The following is a 20435-nucleotide window of genomic DNA, read 5'->3' on the forward strand; positions in this document are numbered from 1 at the left end:
CGAGCTGCTCGTCACCGAGAAGGCATAAGAAGCAACGGCTTACCGCTTACGATCCGACGAGGTCCCGCAGACCTTCGTCGCTCACCGGTGCGGTGGCCACACCCATCACACCGGCGAGGAATCCTCGGATCGCTACCACGAAGAGCTCGCGCGACGACCATCGGTTGGCTGCCAGCGCGCGGGTGAGCGTCGGGTGTCTCCGCTCGTCGACATTCGGGAAGACCTCCGTGCTGCCGACCGGGTCGCGCATGAGATCGCTCAGAGTGGTGGCGAGTGCCAGTTTCTCCAGTCCGTCCAGGATCACCACGTGCAGGCGCGCCGGTACGCCCCCGTCCTCGAGGATTCGGGCACACATTTCGTACGTTCTCGTGAGGACGTCGCGCGGAAGAAACTGCACCAGCACGAGAGCGGCATTGGGATGGCGGAGAATCGCGTCGCGGTAGTTGAGGCTGAGTTCGACGAACCATTCCACCCAGTCGGTATCCGACGAATACTCGGGCACCGTGGCCCCGGTCATGAGCTCCTTCGCCACCTCTGTCATGAGCTCACGGCGATCGGCGAAGTGGTGATACAGCGAGGAGGTTTTCACGTTCAGGTGTTTGGCCACGCGCGGCAGGCTGAACGCAGCCATACCTTCGGTGTCGATGATCTCGATGCTTGCCGCGATCGTCGAACTCCGGCTGATCAGAGGCTTTGCCGGTCGTCCCATCACGTCCCCCTTTCGATCGACCCGAGACTCAGTTCCACAACCCCGCCGTATCGACTCCGATGGAAAACCAGTGGCTGCGTGGTCGGATCGGACCCGAAGCCGAGGAGGTCGGCAACCGCGATGAGGTGATCGCCACCGTCGTGCTCCGCAGCCAGCGCCACCTCGAACCACGCTGCCACCCCGCCGATGATCGGCGCGCCGCCCTCGGCCGGGCGCCACCGCACTCCGTCGAATTTCCGGCCCCCCGATTTCGCAAAGCGGTCACTGAGAGCGTGTTGGCCCGAGGAAAGTACGTTGACACAGAACGTCTCGGCGGTACGAATCGCCGGCCAGCTCGTCGAACGCCGGCTCGGGCACAGCAGGACCTGGGGCGGATCCAGCGACAGCGCCGAGAACGACTGACAGGTGAATCCGGCCGGTTCGTCGCCTACCATCGCCGTCACCACCGTCACACCGGAGCAGAAATGTCCCAAGACGTCGCGGAGCGCCCGAGTGTCCGTTGCCGGGCCGGTGCTGCTGTCCACTCGAGTCGACACGTGTCGTCCTCTCATCTGGCCGGTGCGATGTGCACCCGGATCTCGCCTGCAGGAACGAGCTGCATCGGGCTCATGGCGCCGTCCGTACCGCGCGGGGTGTGATCCGTCGCCAGACCAGTGCCGGAGACAGCGTGGTGGTGCGGAACACGAGCGGATCCGACGACAGGGTCATCACGTCACCCTCGAAGCGCACGTACCGCTTCTGGTCGTCGCCGATCCAGTTCGGAAACAGCGATACCGCCATCTCGTGCCAGACAGCGGAGTTGTCCTCGTCGACACGGTAGGGACCCGAATAGGCGAGGTACCCCCCGGCGGCCTCGCTTCGTTCGCCCATCTCGCCGCTGTGCACGTTGCGCGTCCGGTAGAGGGTTCGGCCGGAACGCATGATCTGTGCCGACATGTACCCGTCCGCCGAGTAGATGATCAGTCCGCGAGCCTCGGGACCCAGCGGGTAGTCGACCTTTCCCGTATCGGAGGTTGTCGAGTACTCGACGAGTTCCCAGGCCCCGACGATCCGCTGGGCGATCGAGACGCCATCGATGTCGGTGTCGGTGTCGGTGCTCATGTCCTGCTTCCTTTCAGCTCACAGCACGTCGCGCGTGCAGAGAAGTACCGAACTCGAGAGTGCGGCCATGGGCCCGCCGATGAACAGGGACACCTTCGCCCCGGGCACCTGGTTTGCCGAGCTTCCGCGCACCTGGCGCACGGCCTCGACTGCCAGCCCCATCCCGTTGACGAACGAATCTGCGAGATTGCCCCCGCTGGTGTTCACCGGGAGCAGTCCGTGCGGAGCCGTCAGATTCTCGAGGGTCATGACCTTGCCGGCTTCGGCGCCGGGTGGGCACAGCCCGTGATCGATCAGCGCGGCCACCCCGGAACCACTGAAGTTCTCGTAGACCTGGACGACATCGACCTGGTCGGGACCGAGGTCGGCATCTGCCCACAGACTCTCCGCGACCCCCGCCGCCCCGGAGAATCCCGCCGAGGTGTAGTCGAGATCGTTCTCCGTGTCGACGGCGTAGCCCCCTACCGCGCCCTGACTGCCGGCCAGCACGTAGGCCGGATTCGGATGGAGCTTCTCGGCGCGCTCGGCAGCGACGAGGATCAGAGCAACGGCTCCGTCGTTCTCACGAGAACAATCGTAGAGCCGGTACGGCTCGACTATCATCCGCGAGGCTTCGTAGGTCGACTCGTCGAGAGGACGCCCGAACGCCGCGGCAGCCGGATTCTGCTGCGCATGTTTGTAGTCGGCGAGAACCAGGGACCTCATCGCGGATTCCGGGACGCCGTCGTGCTCGAGCATCCGCTGGGTGCGCAGTGCGCAGGCCTGGGCGGGGGATCCGACTCCGTGCGGGAGCATGTGACCGTCGAAATGGTGCTTGGCATATCCGAGGCGGCCGGAATCCCGCTGTGCCATGGCGCGGTACACGACCACGCACTGTGCTTGGCCCGCTGCGATAGCGACCGCCGCGTTGGTGATCGCCGCGGCGGCACCACCACCGCCACCACCCCAGATCATGGTGGACCAGCGGATCCGGTGCGACATCAGTGACGCACCCACGACGGTCCCGTCGTTGTCACCGCCGCCGTACGAGACGAAGCCGTCGATCTCGCGGGGCGACACCCCGGCCTCGGCAGCAGCCTCGACGATGGCGCGCAACGTCATCCGAAGTTCGCTGTCGGGCGATTCGCCTCGTTTGTAGTGGAATTCGCTGACGCCCACGACGGCTGCGGCACCGCGGAGAAATGAGCCGGTCATCGCTCGTCTCCCCGTTCGGTCCCGTTCGCAGTACTCGCGAGGCGCCAGCGGAGCACCGGCCAGGGCGAGTCGGCAGGTTGCTGGATGATTCCCGCAGCCGAGTCACCGATGGCGATGTCCGCATCGTCGTTCTCCGCCAGCAGACCGAGCACTCGTCGCCCCCCGGCGTGCGGGAGCTCGACGAGAACCGTGACGTACGGCAGTTCGCCGGCCAGCTCCGGGATGAAGGGGTGCCAGGTCCGCGACCACGAGAAGACCCGTCCGACCGGTTCCACGGCGACCCATGCCGGGTCGAACGCCCGGCACTGTCCGCACATCCAGCGTGGTCCCCAGATCCACAGTCCACACCGGCCGCATCTCTGCAGCCGCAGCTCACCCGCCCGCAGACCTTCCCAATACGGCAGGTCCAGGCCGTCCGCGTACGGACCGGCCAGGACGGTGGCCGGGAACTCGCGGGCCACCCCGGGACCCGGTGTCATCGGATCGCACCGCTTTCGTGAATCGGCATATCGCTCCTTCGCCCTACGGGCGGGTGTCGCAGAAAGTCCGGTCGGTCAGTGCTTGGTCAGGTAGCCCGCGTCGATCGGCAGGTCGATCCCGGTCACGTACTTCGCGCCGTCGGACACGAGCCACAGCACGGCGTCGGAGATATCCTGTGGTTCGAGCATCATCACGTCGAGCAGATTCGTGCGGTCGTTGTGCTTCCACTTCCGCACCACGTGTGGCAACACCTTCGACAGTCCCTCCGCCATGGGCGAATTGACCCCTGTGGGGTTGACCGTGTTGACGCGGATGTTGTGATCGGCGAGCTCGAACGCGAGTGTGTCCTTCAAGCCTTGGAGTCCGTGCTTCGCGGCGCCGTAGTGCCCCCACGAGGGAGAAGCGCCGAGTCCGTCGACCGACGAGGTGATCACGATCGATCCGCCTCGACCACCCTCGATCATCACCGGTACGACAGCCTTGCACGCCTTCCACGCTCCGGTGAGGTTGACGTCGAGCATCGTCTGCCACGCGTCGTCTTCGATCTCGATCGTCGACTCGCAGTGATCGTGGATTCCGGCGTTCGCCAGCAGGATGTCGATCCTTCCGAATTGCGATACCGCAAGATCTGCGACAGCCTTCATGTCCGCACTGCTTCGCACATCCGCCTGCATGCCGGCAATCTCACCCCCGGCTTCCTTGACCAGCTGGATCGTCTCCTCGAGGTCCCCCGGTGTCGCGAGTGCATACTGCACATTCTTGATCGGTGCGGCGACGTCACACACCACGATCCTGGCGCCGGCAGCGGCAAGCGTGAGCGCGTGGGCGCGACCCTGGCCGCGAGCTCCGCCGGTGATGATTGCTACTTTTCCGTCGAGTGAGGTCATCGATTCTCCTGCTGTCGGATAACGGTGTTGAGCGGGGTCTTGCCGGATCGACTACCGCGCGCTCTTCACACGCTCGTAGTCCTGCGTCGCTTGGCTGATGCCGGTCGCGAATCGCTCACTGAAGCCGTCCTTGCGCGCTTGGGTCCAGTGATAGGAGTTCAGCAGCGGTTCGCAGGCGCCCGTGAAGCGCGGCATGACGTCGCGCATGAGGATGCGGTACATGCGTGAGGTGGCCTCGGTGTCGGCCCAGTCGTGTGCTGTCGCGAGGAAGGTGCCGAAGCCGCCGGTGCGGTCGATGATCTTCTGGATGTAGTCGATGGCGTCGTTCGCATCGCCGATGCAGCCGTATCCGGACTCGTTGACGCGCCGGACCAGTTCCTCGTGCGCGACTTCTTCGCCGGGTTCGATCATTTTCATCGGGGTGACGACGTGGCGGTAATCCATGAAGTCGCGCAGCCCGTACCGGGTGTCCTCGACGGCCTGCTCGAAGGTGTCGGCGATGTGGATGTTGCCGACGATCGCCCAGTCACCGCGGTCGACCGTCCGACCGTGCTCGTTCGCCTCGTGGGTCGTGATACCCCACGTCTGCTCGAGCAATTCGAACGACTTGTCACTGGTGCCACCGATGGACAGCAGACCGAGTCCGTACTTGCCGGCCAGCTTGGGTCCGGACGGGGACATCGCCGCCGCGACGGTGATCGGCACGCCGGGGTACGAATAGGGGCCCAGCTGCACTCGGGCATCCTCGAGGGAGAACCATTCGGTCTTCCGGTCGACCGGCCCCGGTGTCTCGAGCAGTTCCAGGATGGCGTCGAGGGATTCCTCCATCCGCGGCCGCAGAAGGTTGTAGTCCATGCCCATCATCTGCGAGTCGGCCACGAGCGCGCCCGGCCCGACACCGATCCTGATGCGTCCTCTAGTCATGTGATCCAAGAACGTGATTCGGTCGGCCACCATCAACGGATGGTGGTACGGGAGAGAGATGACACCGCTGCACAGCTCGATGCGCTCGGTGCGCTGTGCAGCTGCCGCGATCATCAGTTCCGGTGACGGACCGACCTCGTATCCACCGCTGTGATGCTCGCCGAACCACACCTGGTGGAAACCGAGCCGATCGAGATCCTCGACATGGCGGAGATCCTGTTCGATCGCCATCGTGGGGTTACGGCGGGGATTGTGGTACGGCGGAAGGAACACTCCGCACCGGAGCGGAGCCTTCCTCGCAGCCGGCGCATAGTTCACGTTCGACCCGGTGTTCTCGGTTGCCGATTCCATTTCAGTTCTCCTGTCGGTCATTGCGTGACGCGCCGCAGATGGTGACGATGGCCCGAGCGGTCCGTTCTCCTCGGTTGTGCCATCGGTGCCTGTTCCCGTTGATCACCACCGTGTCGCCGGGATTCAGTTCGATCTCCACACCGTCGTCGAGTTCGAGCACGAGCGAACCCTCGAGAAGGACGTGCACGTCCACGGAATCCGTCCGATGAAACCCCGGATCCTCGTCGTCCATGACGACGATTCCGTTGTCGCTGTCGCCGATGCGACCAGGCTCGAGCACCCAGCCGATCACCCACACTCCGCCCGGATCCGGAAATCCGACGGCGTCCGGTACTTCACCGGAATTGGGGACCTCGGGATCGGAGTCGGTTCGCCAGATGGGGTCGATTCCGGCGGCGTCCAGCCTCTCGATCTGCTCGTCGGCGACGAGCACGGCCGCGCCCTTGCGTTCGACTGCGATTACGCGACGAAAGCCCATGTTTGCCCCTCCGGGAGACAATTCTGCGACGACGAACGGCGCCGGGATTGCAGACAGTACGTTCTGTCCCACAACAGATTTCAGTTCACGGACACGAACAGGGAAGCACCGCGTGCTACGTGTGATACGCGCCCCACCCGCAGCACGCGAGTGCTGCGCATCACACCGATCAATCTAAATGCTATCGGTTAATCGGTCAAGCGGGCACCGACTGCGCGACAGCAATTCCCCTGCGAAACGCAGACATGAGCACATACGCTGTTGACCGGTCGGAAACGACTGATCTACCGTCGTCCCAAGGCAATCGCCCCTCCCCACGTCAGCCCGCGCTCGTCACAGCGCCACATCACCTGACTCCCCGGAAGACCCCTCCCCGCCGAGGCGCTCTCCGGATCACTCCCCTCGCGAAGGATCGCCGATGATCACGACACAGATCGAAATTCCCGCACATCTGATCACCGACTTCGATGTGTACGACCCGTCCCTGGCCGTGCCGGCCGATGTGTTCCAGGAGCGTGTCGCTGCGTTACGCAAGCAAGGGCCGGTCCTCTACTCCCCACATCACGGCGGACACTGGGTCGTCACCCGATACAGCGAGGCACTCCAGGTGCTCCAGGATCCGGAGACGTTCTCGAGCTTCCCGAACAACCTGCTCAATGCCGCGCAGGGTAAATTCCTTCCACTCGAACTCGACCCGCCCGAACACAGCTACTATCGGCAGGCACTTCAGCCGCTGTTCAGTCCCAAGCAAATGAAGGCGCTCGAGCCCGAGATCCGGGGCATCATCACCGCGCTGATCGACGACTTCGCAGAAAAGGGCGAGTGCGAGTTCATCTCCGAGTTCGCACACGAACTGCCGACGCGGATCTTCCTTGCGCTCATGGGGTGGCCACTGAGCGACGCACCGCAATTCACGGAGTGGACCGACATCACGCTCCAGGGCATCCCCGGCGCGAGCGAGGAGGAATCGGCCGAGGCCCGCGCGAAGGCCGCCGGCGAGATCTACGAGTACTTCGGGCAGGTGGTCGCCCGGGTCCGCTCCGGCGACGACAACTCCGGGAGCCTCACGGCGCAGATCATCAACACCCCACTCGACGTCGAAGGAACACCCAGGCAGCTCACCGACGAGGAACTGTGCCGGATGTTCTTCCTGCTTCTCGTCGCGGGACTCCACACCGTCCAAGGCGCTCTCGCCTGGGGACTCATCCACCTGTCTCGTAATCTCGAGCAGCGCGAGGCGATCCTTGACGACCCGACGCTGATTCCGTCGGCGGTGGAAGAGATCCTGCGGATCGAGACTGCCACGAGCGGCGGCCGGCGTGCGACCCGAGACACCGAGATCGGTGGTGTCTCGATCAAGGCCGGCGACCAACTCTTGGTGTTGATGACCTCCGCCAACCGTGACGACGACGAGTTCGACAACCCTGACGAGCTGCAGATCGAACGGCACCCCAACCGCCACATCGGGTTCGGCGCCGGCCCGCATCGCTGCCTCGGCTCCCATCTCGCGCGGCTCGAGCTGAGGCTCGCCATGGAGGAGATTCACAAGCGGATTCCCGACTACGCGCTCGTTCCGGACAATCCCGCGGTCTTCCATTCGTCCCAGGTCCGTGGATGCGAGAAGCTGCCGATCACGTTCACGCCGTCGACGCGCTGATCCCGCTCGACCCGGTCGCAGGAAGTCGGCCCGAACAGTAGAAGGTCCCCGGAGGAAGCTCCGGGGACCTTCTCGGCTGTGTCACACAGTGGAGGGAACCGGCGACAGCGCCGGATCGTCGGCGGGCGGTTGCAGCACGCCGTCGCGCACGAGCGAATCGATCTCGACTGTGCTCAGCCCGAGCACTCTCTCGCAGATCTCACGTGTCTGCTGACCGGCCAGGGGCGCCTGCCGCAGCGGCCAGTCCGGCAACGTCGCGAAGTGCGCCACCTGCTTCGCGGTCGGGAGCGGCGCCGGAAGCAGCTCGTGTTCGAGCTCGGTGTACGCACCGCGCGCGATCAGCTGAGGGTTGGTGAGCAGCTCCGGCAACCGGATCATGGCCCCGGCCGGTATTCCAGCCGCCTGCAGAGTCTCCATCGCCTCGGTCGGCGTGTGCCGCAGCAGCCACTCCGTCAGCACCTCGTCGGCCTCGGCGCGGTGGTCGATCCTGAGCTCGGCGGTGGCGAAACGAGGGTCGTCGGCGAGGTCGGGCCGGCCGACTACACCGCACAGCCTCGCCCAGTCCGTGTCGTCGCGGACGGTGACGACACACCACTCGTCGTCACCTCCACACGGGTACACCCCGGAGGGCGCCGAGTACGGATCGGAATTTCCCGGGGCGCCGATCGACCCAGGGTCGAGATGTTCCGCGACGAGCTGGCTACCCAGTTGCACGATCGCGGTGTCGGCCTGAGCGACCTCGATCGCGGCGCCACGCCCGGTCCGCAGCCGGTGGATCAGCGTGGCGAGAATCGTGGTTGCGGTGACCTGTCCGGCGATGTGATCGGGGTAGACAGTCGAGCCGTCGCACAGTGCATCAGTGGTGTCCGAGTACCGCCAGAGCGCCGAGACACCACAGGCTGCCCGTACCAGCGGTCCGTAGCCGAGCCGCTTGTTCCACGGGCCGACACTGCCGAAGGCGCTGCTCTCGGACACGATGATGCGCGGATTGATCGCGGCGAGCTCGTCGTACGAGAGCCCCATCGAGGCGAGAGTGCCGGGCTTGAAGTTGGCGAGCACGATGTCCGCTTCGGCGGCCAGCCGCTTGAAGATGCGGATGCCTTCGGGACTGCGCAGGTTCAGTCCGAGGCTGCGGCGGTTACGGTGGCCCCACGCCACGGACGCGGCGAGGGCCGCACCCCGCTTCGACTGACGCAATCCGTCCGGGAAGTTCGAGTTCTCGATCTTGATGACGTCGGCGCCGTTGTCCGCGAACTGGCGCCCGAGTTCAGCACCGAACACCACGACACCCATATCGAGGACCCGAAGACCCTCGAACGGCCGCCCACCCGGTTCGCGCTGCAGTGCGGGAATCGGATCGTGAGCCCCGTCGATGTCGGACCCGAACACCGTGTCGTTGTGCTCACCGAGTTCTGGCGCACGCATGCGCACTCCGGCTCGCTGCCCGTCGACCTTCGCGTACCCGGACGGGACTCGCGCGGTGACGCCGGGTGAGATCTCGGTATCGACGAACGTACCGGCCGCATCGAAATGCTCGGTCGTCAAGACCTCCGACACGGTGTTGAGACCACCGATCGGGATGCCCCGGGCCGCACCTTCGACGACGAGTTCGTCGCGGGTATAGGTGCTGAACAGCTGTTCGATGAGCGGATTGAGGCGAGCGGACGCAGCGAATCGCGCGGGAATGGTGTCGTATGTCGGATCCGCGAATTCCTCCGGCTCACCGAGCCATTCGAACATCGCCCGCCACTGCCGCTTCGCGAGCAGGCAGATGCGCACCTGCCCGTCGCCGCAGCGATAGACCGGGTAGAAGTTGGCGGCGTCGGGCCGGCCCCGCGGGAAGTCCTCGGAACGGCCGGCGGCAGCGGAGCCCTGCACACCGAATCCGGGATCGAAGCCGTGCACGATGACCTCGAACGCCGAGATGTCGACGGTCTGGCCACGTCCGGTGTGCAACCGGTCGAAGTAGGCGAGTAGCGCCGACCACGCCGTGTGCACGCCTACCGACTCGTCGATCAGCCCGTCGGGCGGCAGCAGAGGCTGCTCCCCCGGCTCACCGGAACGCGACAATACACCGCTGAGCGCATACAGGACCGGCTCTGTCGCCGCCCAGTCGCGATACGGACCGTCCTGACCGAAACCGGTGATCGACACGGCCACGAGCGCGGGATTGGCCCGGCACAGGTCCGCAGTACCCACGCCGCGCGCAGCGAGGAAGCCCGGGGGGAACGACTCCAGCAGAATGTCCGAGCGCCGCGCGAGGGCGCGCAACCGGTCCCGGCCTTCGTCCTCCTCGAGATCGAGCGTGACGCCGAGCTTGTTCGCGTTGCGCAGCGCGAACGGAACGCTCACGCCGTTCCGGACCGGGTGCGCCGAGCGCGAAGGCGAGCCTCCGGGCAGTTCGACTCGGACGACCTCGGCCCCGAGGTCGGCGAGGAACCGGCCCGCGGTGTCGCCGAATCCGTCCGTCAGTTCCAGTACCCGGACACCATGCAGAGGTAGTGCCATCTTGTGCTCCAATAGTGTGTGCTCGCCGCGAGACCTGGCTCTGGTCAGCGAGTTCCGAAGTACACCGACTTCGCGGTGAAGTACGGTGCCAGTCCCTCCGGGCCGAGCTCGCGGCCCAGCCCCGACGACTTGACGCCGCCGAACGGCGCGTCCAGATCGAGGGCGTAGTAGTTCACTCCGACTGTGCCGCTGTGAATCCGCGCCGCGAGGTCGAGGCCGTGCTGTTCGTCTGTGGTCCAGACCGTGCCGCCGAGTCCGTACTCCGAGTCGTTGGCGATGGCAACTGCCTCGTTCTCACCGTCGTACGCGGTGATGGTCAGCACCGGACCGAAGATCTCCTCCTGCGCGATGCGCGCGGAGTTGTCGACGTCGGCGAACACGGTCGGCTCGACGAACCACCCCAGCGGTTGGTCGGCAGGGACGCCGCCGCCGGTGGTGATGCGGTAGCCGTCGGCGCGGCCCGAAGCGATGTAGCCGAGGACGCGGTCGCGCTGCGCGGCCGAGACCAGCGGACCCACGTTGGTGGCCTTGTCGAGCGGATCACCGACGGTCAGTGCCCGCACGGTCTCGGTGACCGCGTCCACGACCTCGTCGTACCGCGAGCGCGGGGCGAGGATCCGGGTGCTCGCGTGGCAGGTCTGGCCGTTGTTGACCAGCGACACCTCGAGCAGGTTCTTCGCGAAGACGTCGAGATCGGCGTGCTCGGTGACGATCGCCGCGGACTTGCCGCCGAGCTCGAGCGTGACCGGCCGCAGCAGCCGACCGCAGACCGCCCCGATCGCGCGACCTGCCGCGGTGGACCCGGTGAACGCCACCTTGTCGACGCCCGGGTGCGAAACCAGGTAGGCACCGGCGTCGCGGTCGGCGGGGACGACGTTGACCACACCGTCGGGCAGGCCCGCCTCGAGCGCGGCGTCGGCGAAGGCGAACGCATCGAGTGCGGTCTCGGGGGCGGGCTTGAGCACCACCGTGCATCCCGCCGCGAGCGCGGGAGCGAGCTTCATCGCAGCGAGCGGCTGCGGGTAGTTCCACGGCGTGATTGCCGCGACCACGCCCACGGGCTCGCGGCGCACGACGGTGCGACCGCCGAATGCACTCGGCCGCACGTCCTCGTTGGACGCTTCGCGGATCAGACCTGCGTAGTACGAGAGCATCGCCGCGGGGCCGAAACCGTTCACACCGCCCGACAGCGCGATCGGCATGCCGTTCTCGCGGCTCACCAGCCGGGACGTGTCGCGACCACGTGACTTGAGGGCGGCCGCGAACGTGTCGAGCAGGTCGGCCCGTTCGACGTTGGTCAGCCTGCTCCACGGACCCGTCAGGGCGGTACGCGCGGCCGCGACGGCCGCATCGATGTCGGCGTCGGACGCGAGAGCGGAGGTACCCAGCACCTTCTCGGTGGCCGCCTCGATGACGTCCACGCCGCCACCGGACTTCGGCGCTACCCACCGTCCGCCGATGAACAGCTCGCTCCGGTCCAGACTATTGGTGTCACGGTCGTTCATGTCGTGCCTTTCGGACGTGGCGGTCAGAGGGTGTCTTCGTGGCCGAACAGCACCGAGCTCACCAACGGCGCCATCGGGCCGCCGATGAACAGGGAGGTCTTCGCGCCCTCCACCGGGTTGGTCGAGGTGCCGCGGATCTGCCGGACCGCTTCGACCGCGAGGTTCAGACCGTTGATGAACGAATCGGCGAGGTTGCCGCCGCTGGTGTTGATGGGCAGTTTGCCGTTCGGCGCGGTGAGGTTCTCGACGGTCATGAAGGTGCCGGCAGCCTCCCCCGGCGGACAGAGGCCGTGATCGATCAGTGCCGCGACAGCAGGACCACTGAAGTTCTCGTAGACCTGGACCACGTCGACATCATCCGGTCCGAGACCGGCTGCAGACCAAAGCCTTTCGGCGACACCGGGTTTTCCGTTGTTGGCCGGGCCGAATCCGGCGGTCATGTACTGCTCGCCGAGATCGTTGTCGATCAGTTCCGAGTATCCGCCCGGTGCACCTTGCGCGCCTGCCAGTAGATACGCCGGGTCGGGACGCAAGGTCTTCGCCCGCTCGGCCGAGACGAGCACCAGCGCGACCGCACCGTCGCTTTCACGGGAGCAGTCGAACAGGTGGAACGGCTCTGCGATCAACCGCGAATCCTCGTAGGTCTCCTCGTCGAGTGGGCGTCCGTAACCCTGCGCCGTCGGGTTGCTCTGCGCGTGCTGGTACGACGCGAGGACCAGGGATCGCATGGCCGACCGCGGCACCCCGCCGTGCTCGAGCATCCGCTGGGTGCGCATCGCGCAGATCTGCGCGGGCGAGCCGATGCCGTGCGCGAGGAAGTGACTGCCGTAGTGGTACTTCGCGTATCCGAGCCGACCCGTATCCGCCTGCGTCATCGCGCGATAGACCACAACACACTCGGCTTGACCGGTGGCGATCGCAGTGGCCGCATTCGTGATGGCCGCTGCGACGCTGCCGCCGCCCCCACCCCACATCATGTTCGACCAACGCAGTTCGTCGATCAGCAGTGCGCCGCCGATGATGGCGCCGTCGTTGGCGCCGCCCGCGTAGGAGACGAAGCCGTCGATCTCGCGGGGGTTGATACCCGCGTCGGCACACGCCCGGAGGATGACCTCGAGAGTCATGCGCTTCTCGCTGTGCGGGGCTTCGCCGCGCTTGTAATGCTGTTCGGCGACGCCGACGACGGCCGTCGCGCCGCGCATGATGTTGGCGCTCATCGCATTTCTCCCTCTACGATCGAATCGGCCCGGCGCCAGCGCAGCAACGGCCAGGCGGCGCCCTCGGTCCGCTCGAAGACTCCGACGACCCGGTCGCCGATCTCGGGGTTCGCGTCGATGTCGTCTGCGAGAATGCCCAGCACCCGTCGGCCACCGGCGTGCGGCAGTTCGACGAGCACCGTCACGTACGGCAACCGCTCGGCATATTCGTCCATGTACGGGTACCAGCTGCGATTCCAGCTGTAGACGGTGCCGGCCGGCTCGACGGTTTCCCATCCGAGGTCGAAGCTGTGGCAGTGACCGCAAATGGCCTGCGGCCCCCAGATCCACGTGCGGCAATCGCTGCAGCGCTGAAGGCGCAGCTCACCGGCAAGGAGACCGTCCCAGTACGGCTGATCGAGTCCGTCCGGCGCGGGTCCCCACGGTTCGGTCGCGAGTTCTGTTGCGGTCATGCGTTCGCCTCCGTTCCGGCGGGGAAGTTCTCGAGCTTCGCCGCGAGCCAGCGTCCGTCGTGGAGCTCCCAGATGGAGCGCAGCCCGATCGAACGGTCGCCCATGTCGTAGACGGTCTCGCCCACCATCCGGTCGCCCTCGGCGCGCACGTCCTTGATCTCGAAGCCTTTCGTGGCCTCGCGGGGGGTGTCGATTCCGTCGAAGACCTGCGGAATGTTCTCTCGCACCATGTCGGCGAGAGCGGCCTTCATGTTTCCGGCGACAACGTAGCCGACATGCTGTTCGTACAGTGCACGAAAGTCTTCGACAGACATCTGTGAACTCCTCGATTCGTGACACGAGCCTGTCGTGTCCGTCAGTGCAATAACCTTATGTCGTTAGATAAATGCCGTCAACGTCGCGCGAAGTGGAACTGCCCGTCCTCCGTGATCGAAACGTGCTGACCTGCAACATCGCCCTCCGTGAGGCGCGCGAGATCCTCGGCGTCCGTGGTCGCCGCGAGGGTTCGCTCCCCTGCGGCAGTGCGTGCCGCGAGGAAACCACGCTCCGGCGAACCGTCGCGGCCGTACACCACGGTCCACGACTCCGCCGACGCCGTGCCCGCGTAGGACATGAGCGCGGCGGTCGTGGGCTGCCCCGCCACCTCGGCCTGCACGTCCAGCCGCCGGAATCCTCCGGCGGGAGGTTCCGTCCGGTACACGCCCATGGCGTGCTTCGTGAGATAGCCGCTGTTGGCGGTCACCAGACCGTACGAACCCGGGGACTCACGCACCCGTTTCGCCATGGTCGCGATCGAATGGCTCACGTAGTTGTTCCACGGGCCACCCCCGAACGTCAGACCACCGGTCACGGTCAGCGGCCGACCCGGATCATCCAGCGCCAACCCCAGCTCGTTCGCCGCAACCTGTACCGCCGACGGAAAACACGAGTACACATCGACGTGCGCGACATCGTCCAGCCCGATACCCGCGAGCTCGAGAGCCCGCGCCCCCGCAATGCGAATCGCCGGTGACCCGTCGAGGGCACCCCGTTCGGCGATCGCATACGTATCGTGCGATTCGGTGCCGGACTGCGGAAAGACCCAGTTCTCCCGCGGGATACCGAGCCGGGCGGCCGTCTCGACCGAGCACATCAGCAGCACCGCGCCCTGATCGACCATGTTGTTCGAGTTCAGCAGCTTGGTGTAGGGCGTGGAGATCATCCGGTTCTCGGGCGACGGTGTCGCGATCTCCGCCGCGGTGTACTCCCGCTGCACCCACGCATTCGGGTTCGTTGCCGCGATCTTGCTGAACCGCGACCACAGGCCCCCGATGAACTCGCGGTGCTCCTCGAGGGAGCGTCCCGCCGAGACCCGCAGCGCCTGCTCGAACAGCGGATAGACGTACGAGGGCCGGTCCAGACCGATCCGGCGTTCGCTCTCGTCCGCCATCGGCACATCGGTGACCATGATCTCGGCGGCGGGCACCGACTCGTCCTGCACGCTCCACTCGGGTCGCTGCTTCTGCGCCCGCAGCTTCATGCGGGTCCGCCAGGATTCGGCGCCACCGATGAGCACGACGTCGGCGCGGCCAGCGGCGATGTCCTCGGCGGAACCGTTGACCAGCACCTGCGGCGTGCTCCCACCGTTTCCGGAGTAACCGGTGTGCCGTACGGTCGCGCCGATGCGCTCGCCGACGAGTGCGCCCGGGTCGCGGTAACGCCAGGACAGGAGCCCGACCACGCGGACGGAGTCGACCAGTTCGAGCAGGCGCGCGGACCCGGCATCGGCAGCGGCCTCGCGCGCCGCGCGCACCATGAGATCGACGGGCTCCACGCCGCGGCCGCGTTCGTCGACCTGGCCGGTGCCGACCAGGATCGGGGTTCTCGGATCGAGGGTCACGACTGCACTGCCTCCAGAATGCGCTCGCGGTTCTCCGGCTTCGGCCACCCACCGAGGATGAGGGTGGTCAGGCACGTGGACTTCCACTTGGTTTCGATCTCTTCGATGATCTTGTCCGCGGGACCGACCAGGGCGACGTCCTCGACCATCTCGGTGGGCACGGCCTGTGCGGCGAGCTCGGGCCGCCCGCTCAGGTACAGCTCCTGGATCTCGGCGCACACCTCGCCCCACCCCATGCGGGCGAACACGTCGTTGTGGAAGTTGGCACCCTTGGCCCCCATACCGCCGGCGTAGAGCGCGACCGTCGGCTTGAGCCGGGCGGCGGCCTTCTCCACGTCGTCGTTCTCGAGGAGCCAGCACACGTTCGCAACCTCGAAGTCGTCGGCGGTGCGGCGCGCTCCCTCACGCGAAAAGCCTTCGGCGAGTGCCGTGCGGTAGAACTCGTCGCTCTTGGGCGAGAACCACAGCGGCGTCCAGCCGTCGGCGATCTCGGCGGCGAGCGCCACGTTCTTCGGGCCCTCGGCGCCCATGTAGACGGGGACGTCGTTACGCAGGGGGTGGACGATCGACTTGAGCGGCTTCCCCAGTCCGGAGCCGCCCTGGAGCGGCAGCTGGTAGTGCCGTCCCGAGTAGGTCACCGGCTCCTCACGCGCCCACACCTGCCGCATGATCTCGATGTACTCGCGGGTGCGTTCGAGAGGTCGCGGGTAGGGCTGCCCGTACCAGCCCTCGACGACCTGCGGCCCGGACGCGCCGATGCCGATGATCACGCGACCACCGCTGAGGTGATCGAGGGTCTGCGCGGCCATCGCCAGCGCCGTCGGTGTGCGCGCCGACATCTGGCACACCGACGTCCCCAGCTTGATCCTCGACGTCTGCGCACCCCACCACGCGAGAGGTGTCAGCGCGTCGGACCCGTAGGTCTCGGCGGTCCAGAAGCTGTCGACCCCGAGCGCTTCGGCCTCGGCGAGCATCCGTTCGACATTGCGCGGCGGGCCCGAACCCCAATACCCTGCGGCGATTCCAACTCTCATGCTGCTTTCACTGCCTCTTCGGTGTGTCGTCGAATCAATCGGTGCCGGTCAGTGATTCTGGAACGCCGGCGGCCGCTTCTCGAGGAACGAGACGACGGCTTCCTTGTGATCGCGCGTCAACGAGCTGAGGATCTGCGTACGGTTCTCGAGGTCGATTGCAGCGCGCATGCTGGGCGCCTCCAGGTTCGACCACATCACTTCCTTGGTCATCCAGACGCCGAACGGGCTGTTCTGTGCGATGGCCCCGGCGGTGTCCAGCGCGACGTCGAGCAGCTTGTCGGCGGGTTCGACGGACGAGACGAGCCCGATCCGTTCGGCTTCGGCGGCGTCGATGGACCTGCCGGTGAGCATGATCTGCGCAGCCCGGGAGAAGCCGATCATGCGGGGCAGGAGCCAGCTCATTCCGATGTCGCAGTTGGACAGGCCGCGGCGAATGAACGCGGCATGGAACACCGCGGATTCGGACACGATGCGTATGTCGGACATGAGGGCGAGTGACATTCCGCCGCCCGCCGCGGCCCCGTTGACGGCCGCGATGATCGGTGGCCGCGCACCGCGGAATGCATCGACGAGACCCGCGATGTGCTTCTGCACCCGCAGTCCGAGTTGCGCGCGACCCTCCCCCTCGGTCGCACCCTGCGGGATTCCGTATCCGCGCAGATCCAGACCTGCGCAGAAGGCACGTCCTTCACCGGTGAGCACAATCGCGCGGGTGGTCGAATCGTCCCGCACCTCGGCGAGCACCTCGTGCAGCGCGTCGATGAGGTCGACGTTCATGGCATTGAGCTCGTCCGGGCGATTGAGGCGAATCAGGAGAATGCCCGGCCGCGGCCGCTCGGTCAGGATCGGTGTCGCATCGGACATATGGCTCTCCCCAGGGACGAAGGATTCGACAGAAGAAGACTAATGGCTTTAGATTAAAGCTCGAGGAACCGGCGAGCACAACCGAAGGAGTCCACCATGACGAACCTCGACGGCAAGGTTGCCGTGGTGACGGGAGCCGCGAGCGGAATCGGCGCAGCCACTGCTCACGTGTTCGTCGAGCGCGGGGCGCGTGTGATCGTCGCGGATATCGACGACGCTCGCGGGGAGACCGTTGCTGCCGCCCTCGGTCCCCGCGGTGCCTACCTGCACACCGATGTACGCACCGAATCCGAGGTCGAGGCCGCCGTCGCGCTGGCGGTCGACCGGTTCGGACGGCTCGACTGCATGGTCAACAACGCGGGCCGCGTCGGTGCCTGGACATTCCTCGAGGACACCTCCCTCGAGGAATGGGAAGACGGGTTCGCCGTGCTCGCACGCAGCGTGTTCCTCGGAACCAAGCATGCCGCGCGCGTGATGCGCGACCAGGGCTCCGGCAGCATCGTCAACGTCTCGAGCGTCGCGGGCGTGCGCACCGGATTCGGACCGCATCCCTACAGCGCCGCGAAGGCCGCCGTGCTCCAACTGACCCGGACCGCGGCCGTGGAGCTGGCCGAATTCCGGATCCGCGTCAATGCACTGGTCCCCGGAGGAGTCGCCACCCGCATCGTAGGCCACGGTGCGGGACTCGAGGACGAAGCACTCGACCGCAGCGTCGACGCCGTACGGGGCAGCCTGACGACGTTCCAGCCCATCCCGCGAGCCGGCGAACCCGAGGACCTTGCGCACGCCGCGGCGTTCCTCGCCTCGGACGACTCCGAGTTCGTCACGGGCCAGGCCCTCGGAGTCGACGGGGGACTGACCCTGGGCAAGAAGTGGCCGTCCAACTATCGGGACGAGGCGCAGGCGGCATCGACTCGCGCAGCCGCCGTGGGCGGCATCGACTTGCGCAGCCGCCGTGGGCGGTTGACCAGGTGACGACGCGCCGGGTCCACACGTTCTGCCGCATCTGCGAACCGGGGTGCGGTCTCGTCGCAGACGTCCGGGACGACCAGGTAGTCTCACTGCAGCCGGACAAGGATCACCCGATCCACCAGGGATTCGCCTGCCACAAGGGTGTGCACTTCCTCCAGGTCCACGACGATCCGAACCGCCTCGACCGCCCGCTCAAGCGCACGAATCCTCGCCACGAGGAGGTCGGCGACTTCGTACCGATCGACTGGGACGATGCGGTACGCGAGATCGCCGACAAGCTCGGGGACATCCGCCGGCGGTACGGGCGCAACGCGCTCGCCGTCTACCAAGGCAACCCGTCGGCGTTCAACGGCACCTACTACGCCAACGCGGCGGCACTCGCGCGTGGTTTCGACACCAGGATGCGTTTCAGCGCCGGCACCCAGGATACCTCTGCAAAATACGCTGCAAGCGAGGCGATCTACGGGGCGTCGATGGCGCATCCGATCCCGGATCTGCTGCACACCGACTATTTCCTGTGTCTCGGCAGCAACCCCCTCGTCTCGCACATGACCCTCATGCACATCTCGAACCCGATGGCCAAGATCAAGGCGGTCAAGCAGCGCGGAGGGACCGTCCTGTTCGTCAACCCGCGGCGGATCGAGTCGTCGGGACCGGACACCGGTGACGTGCTGCTGATCAAACCCGATTCCGACTTCTACTTCCTCGCGGCGATCCTGCACGAGATCGTGTTCCGGATCGGGTACGACCGCACCGCGGTGGAGAAGCATGCACGCAACATCGACGGGCTGCTCGATTTCCTCCGGGGGTATCCCGTCGAGCGAGTAACGGCGGCGACCGGCATCGAGGCCGACGTCATCAGGAAGGTCGCCGAGGACTTCTGCACCGCCCCCACCGCCAGCATCTACATGGCGACCGGCGTGAACCAGGGACGCCAGGGCACGCTGGCGTACTGGATGCTCAACATGATCAGTCTCTTCACCGGCAACCTCGGCCGCCGAGGCGGCAACATCTACTCCCGCGGCATGACCGACGTCGTGCAAAATTCGAAGCGCAAGCGCGAGAATCCGTTCTTCCATAACAACGTGGGCGAGGTCCGCACTGTCAGTGGGGATCTGCCCGCAGCAATGCTGTCGGAGTACATCGAGACTCGGGATGATCCGATCAGAGCGTTGATCGTCATCTCCGGTAACCCGCTGTTGTCGGTAGGCGGAGAAGAGCGCCTGCGCCGCGCCCTGAAAGACCTGGAACTGATCGTGACGATCGACCTGTACCGCACGGTCACCGGCGAGATGGCGGATTACGTTCTCCCCGCCACGGATTGGCTCGAACACGAGGACCTCAACTTCCTGAACACGATGGGCGTCGCGATGGAGCCCTACGTGCAGTACACCCCCGCGGTGGTACCGCCGAGGGGCGACCGGCGCGACGACTGGTGGATCCTGTCACGAATCCAGCAGGAGATGGGCGTGGAGACGCTGCTCGACAGTCCCGATCCCGACCCCCTCGCCAACGCGGATGCCGCCATGCGCGACTCGGGCCTGAGTATCGAGCGGCTGAAGGAAATGCCTTGCCAGACCGCGGTGTTGCCCGAGGCGGACCCGTCGCACGTGTTCACCATCGCAGTGCAGCACGACGACGGCCTGATCGACTGCTGCCCGGCAATTTTCCGGCGCGCATACCGCACCGCCGAGGACATTCTCGAGGAGTTGTCCACCGAGAGTGCCGACCAGCTCAAGCTCATCACACGCCGCACCCTGTACATGGTGAACAGCTGGCTGCACAACCTTCCGGTACTGAAACAAGGAGTGCACCAGAATAATCCCCTGTGGATGAACCCGGCCGACGCGGAGCGGCGCGGACTGGTAGCCGGTGACGACGTCACCGTCCACAACCGTTACGGGTCGGTCGACGCGGTACTGGCATACGACGAGGCCCTCAAGCCGGGCGTGGTCGCGATGACACACGGATGGGGTCAGAGCTCCGCTCGCAGCCTCGAGGTGGCGCGGCGCCAGCCCGGTGCGAACGTGAACAGACTCTCCCCCATCGGGAAAGACGGATACGACGTCCTCAGCAATCAGTCGCACCTCACCGGCATCAACGTCGATGTCACACGGCGCGGGCACAACGGACCCCGATAGACAAATCTAATGCCTATAGCTTAATGTGGTTTCCGTCACTACATCATTCGGGCAGATCGCCCATCACTCACATCGAGGTTTC

The 20435-nt window shown here is 66.1% G+C and carries 19 protein-coding genes; 3 read left to right on the forward strand and 16 right to left on the reverse strand.

Annotated elements, in window-relative coordinates:
- Positions 1–46: 46 nt before the first annotated feature.
- The 8 genes from A4U64_RS18960 to A4U64_RS18995 all read right to left on the reverse strand — a co-directional run bounded on the left by A4U64_RS18960 (position 47) and on the right by A4U64_RS18995 (position 6124).
- Complete coding sequence (locus A4U64_RS18960; protein WP_043799821.1) at positions 47–709, reverse strand: TetR/AcrR family transcriptional regulator; 663 nt, start codon at positions 707–709, stop codon at positions 47–49.
- Positions 709–1245 (reverse strand): flavin reductase family protein, encoded by a 537-nt coding sequence (locus A4U64_RS18965; RefSeq protein WP_043799818.1) that lies wholly within the window; start codon positions 1243–1245, stop codon positions 709–711. The genes A4U64_RS18960 and A4U64_RS18965 overlap by 1 nt, the downstream gene beginning before the upstream one ends.
- Before the next feature lie 70 nt (positions 1246–1315).
- Positions 1316–1810, reverse strand: coding sequence for a lipocalin-like domain-containing protein (locus A4U64_RS18970; RefSeq protein ID WP_043799817.1), 495 nt, complete (start codon positions 1808–1810; stop codon positions 1316–1318).
- Positions 1811–1828: 18 nt separating this feature from the next.
- Complete coding sequence (locus A4U64_RS18975) at positions 1829–3004, reverse strand: thiolase C-terminal domain-containing protein (RefSeq protein WP_043799815.1); 1176 nt, start codon at positions 3002–3004, stop codon at positions 1829–1831.
- On the reverse strand, positions 3001–3483 hold the full coding sequence (locus A4U64_RS18980; RefSeq protein ID WP_029541633.1) for a Zn-ribbon domain-containing OB-fold protein: 483 nt from the start codon (positions 3481–3483) through the stop codon (positions 3001–3003). The genes A4U64_RS18975 and A4U64_RS18980 overlap by 4 nt, the downstream gene beginning before the upstream one ends.
- 75 nt (positions 3484–3558) lie before the next feature.
- Complete coding sequence (locus A4U64_RS18985) at positions 3559–4371, reverse strand: mycofactocin-coupled SDR family oxidoreductase (protein WP_006936302.1); 813 nt, start codon at positions 4369–4371, stop codon at positions 3559–3561.
- Between the two features lie 51 nt (positions 4372–4422).
- The gene (locus tag A4U64_RS18990) at positions 4423–5646 is read right to left on the reverse strand and encodes an LLM class flavin-dependent oxidoreductase (RefSeq protein ID WP_006936303.1); all 1224 of its coding nucleotides are present in this window, start codon (positions 5644–5646) and stop codon (positions 4423–4425) included.
- A gap of 1 nt (position 5647) precedes the next feature.
- Positions 5648–6124 carry a cupin domain-containing protein gene (locus tag A4U64_RS18995; RefSeq protein ID WP_006936304.1) on the reverse strand — a complete coding sequence of 159 codons (477 nt, stop codon included), beginning with the start codon at positions 6122–6124 and terminating at the stop codon, positions 5648–5650.
- A gap of 418 nt (positions 6125–6542) precedes the next feature.
- On the opposite strand from A4U64_RS18995, the gene A4U64_RS19000 reads away from it, so the two are divergent.
- A complete protein-coding gene (locus A4U64_RS19000; RefSeq protein ID WP_050034668.1) occupies positions 6543–7781 on the forward strand; it encodes a cytochrome P450 in 1239 nt (412 codons plus the stop codon).
- A gap of 81 nt (positions 7782–7862) precedes the next feature.
- Here A4U64_RS19000 and A4U64_RS19005 read toward each other — a convergent pair whose 3' ends face one another.
- The 8 genes from A4U64_RS19005 to A4U64_RS19040 form a co-directional block, all read right to left on the reverse strand.
- A complete protein-coding gene (locus A4U64_RS19005; RefSeq protein WP_006936308.1) occupies positions 7863–10289 on the reverse strand; it encodes a CaiB/BaiF CoA transferase family protein in 2427 nt (808 codons plus the stop codon).
- A gap of 44 nt (positions 10290–10333) precedes the next feature.
- Positions 10334–11794 carry an aldehyde dehydrogenase gene (locus A4U64_RS19010; protein ID WP_065922960.1) on the reverse strand — a complete coding sequence of 487 codons (1461 nt, stop codon included), beginning with the start codon at positions 11792–11794 and terminating at the stop codon, positions 10334–10336.
- Between the two features lie 23 nt (positions 11795–11817).
- A complete protein-coding gene (locus A4U64_RS19015; protein WP_006936315.1) occupies positions 11818–13011 on the reverse strand; it encodes a thiolase C-terminal domain-containing protein in 1194 nt (397 codons plus the stop codon).
- Entirely contained in the window at positions 13008–13463 is a 456-nt protein-coding gene (locus A4U64_RS19020; protein WP_006936317.1) for a Zn-ribbon domain-containing OB-fold protein, read from the reverse strand. The genes A4U64_RS19015 and A4U64_RS19020 overlap by 4 nt, the downstream gene beginning before the upstream one ends.
- Positions 13460–13777, reverse strand: coding sequence for a hypothetical protein (locus A4U64_RS19025; protein WP_029541620.1), 318 nt, complete (start codon positions 13775–13777; stop codon positions 13460–13462). The genes A4U64_RS19020 and A4U64_RS19025 overlap by 4 nt, the downstream gene beginning before the upstream one ends.
- A 77-nt stretch (positions 13778–13854) precedes the next feature.
- Positions 13855–15342: an acetyl-CoA acetyltransferase gene (locus tag A4U64_RS19030; protein WP_065922961.1), complete on the reverse strand. Its 1488-nt coding sequence runs from the start codon at positions 15340–15342 to the stop codon at positions 13855–13857.
- Complete coding sequence (locus tag A4U64_RS19035) at positions 15339–16376, reverse strand: LLM class F420-dependent oxidoreductase (RefSeq protein WP_029541618.1); 1038 nt, start codon at positions 16374–16376, stop codon at positions 15339–15341. Before A4U64_RS19035 ends, A4U64_RS19030 begins: the two co-directional genes overlap by 4 nt.
- 48 nt (positions 16377–16424) lie before the next feature.
- Positions 16425–17240 (reverse strand): enoyl-CoA hydratase/isomerase family protein, encoded by an 816-nt coding sequence (locus tag A4U64_RS19040; RefSeq protein WP_006936325.1) that lies wholly within the window; start codon positions 17238–17240, stop codon positions 16425–16427.
- A gap of 96 nt (positions 17241–17336) precedes the next feature.
- Between A4U64_RS19040 and A4U64_RS19045 the strand changes: the two genes are divergently transcribed.
- Both A4U64_RS19045 and A4U64_RS19050 read left to right on the forward strand, forming a co-directional pair.
- Entirely contained in the window at positions 17337–18215 is an 879-nt protein-coding gene (locus A4U64_RS19045; RefSeq protein WP_029541613.1) for a glucose 1-dehydrogenase, read from the forward strand.
- Positions 18212–20353, forward strand: coding sequence for a molybdopterin-containing oxidoreductase family protein (locus A4U64_RS19050; protein ID WP_065922962.1), 2142 nt, complete (start codon positions 18212–18214; stop codon positions 20351–20353). Before A4U64_RS19045 ends, A4U64_RS19050 begins: the two co-directional genes overlap by 4 nt.
- Positions 20354–20435 lie beyond the last annotated feature (82 nt).

The organism is Rhodococcus sp. WB1 (assembly GCF_001700945.1).
Taxonomy (GTDB): domain Bacteria; phylum Actinomycetota; class Actinomycetes; order Mycobacteriales; family Mycobacteriaceae; genus Rhodococcus; species Rhodococcus aetherivorans.

Bases quoted from the DNA above. Each gene is read 5' to 3' on its own strand.
- A4U64_RS18960 (WP_043799821.1), bottom strand. From the start codon at position 709: ATGGGACGACCGGCAAAGCCTCTGATCAGCCGGAGTTCGACGATCGCG.
- A4U64_RS18970 (WP_043799817.1), bottom strand. From the start codon at position 1,810: ATGAGCACCGACACCGACACCGACATCGATGGCGTCTCGATCGCCCAG.
- A4U64_RS18975 (WP_043799815.1), bottom strand. From the start codon at position 3,004: ATGACCGGCTCATTTCTCCGCGGTGCCGCAGCCGTCGTGGGCGTCAGC.
- A4U64_RS18980 (WP_029541633.1), bottom strand. From the start codon at position 3,483: ATGACACCGGGTCCCGGGGTGGCCCGCGAGTTCCCGGCCACCGTCCTG.
- A4U64_RS18985 (WP_006936302.1), bottom strand. From the start codon at position 4,371: ATGACCTCACTCGACGGAAAAGTAGCAATCATCACCGGCGGAGCTCGC.
- A4U64_RS18990 (WP_006936303.1), bottom strand. From the start codon at position 5,646: ATGGAATCGGCAACCGAGAACACCGGGTCGAACGTGAACTATGCGCCG.
- A4U64_RS18995 (WP_006936304.1), bottom strand. From the start codon at position 6,124: ATGGGCTTTCGTCGCGTAATCGCAGTCGAACGCAAGGGCGCGGCCGTG.
- A4U64_RS19000 (WP_050034668.1), top strand. From the start codon at position 6,543: ATGATCACGACACAGATCGAAATTCCCGCACATCTGATCACCGACTTC.
- A4U64_RS19005 (WP_006936308.1), bottom strand. From the start codon at position 10,289: ATGGCACTACCTCTGCATGGTGTCCGGGTACTGGAACTGACGGACGGA.
- A4U64_RS19010 (WP_065922960.1), bottom strand. From the start codon at position 11,794: ATGAACGACCGTGACACCAATAGTCTGGACCGGAGCGAGCTGTTCATC.
- A4U64_RS19015 (WP_006936315.1), bottom strand. From the start codon at position 13,011: ATGAGCGCCAACATCATGCGCGGCGCGACGGCCGTCGTCGGCGTCGCC.
- A4U64_RS19020 (WP_006936317.1), bottom strand. From the start codon at position 13,463: ATGACCGCAACAGAACTCGCGACCGAACCGTGGGGACCCGCGCCGGAC.
- A4U64_RS19025 (WP_029541620.1), bottom strand. From the start codon at position 13,777: ATGTCTGTCGAAGACTTTCGTGCACTGTACGAACAGCATGTCGGCTAC.
- A4U64_RS19035 (WP_029541618.1), bottom strand. From the start codon at position 16,376: ATGAGAGTTGGAATCGCCGCAGGGTATTGGGGTTCGGGCCCGCCGCGC.
- A4U64_RS19040 (WP_006936325.1), bottom strand. From the start codon at position 17,240: ATGTCCGATGCGACACCGATCCTGACCGAGCGGCCGCGGCCGGGCATT.
- A4U64_RS19045 (WP_029541613.1), top strand. From the start codon at position 17,337: ATGACGAACCTCGACGGCAAGGTTGCCGTGGTGACGGGAGCCGCGAGC.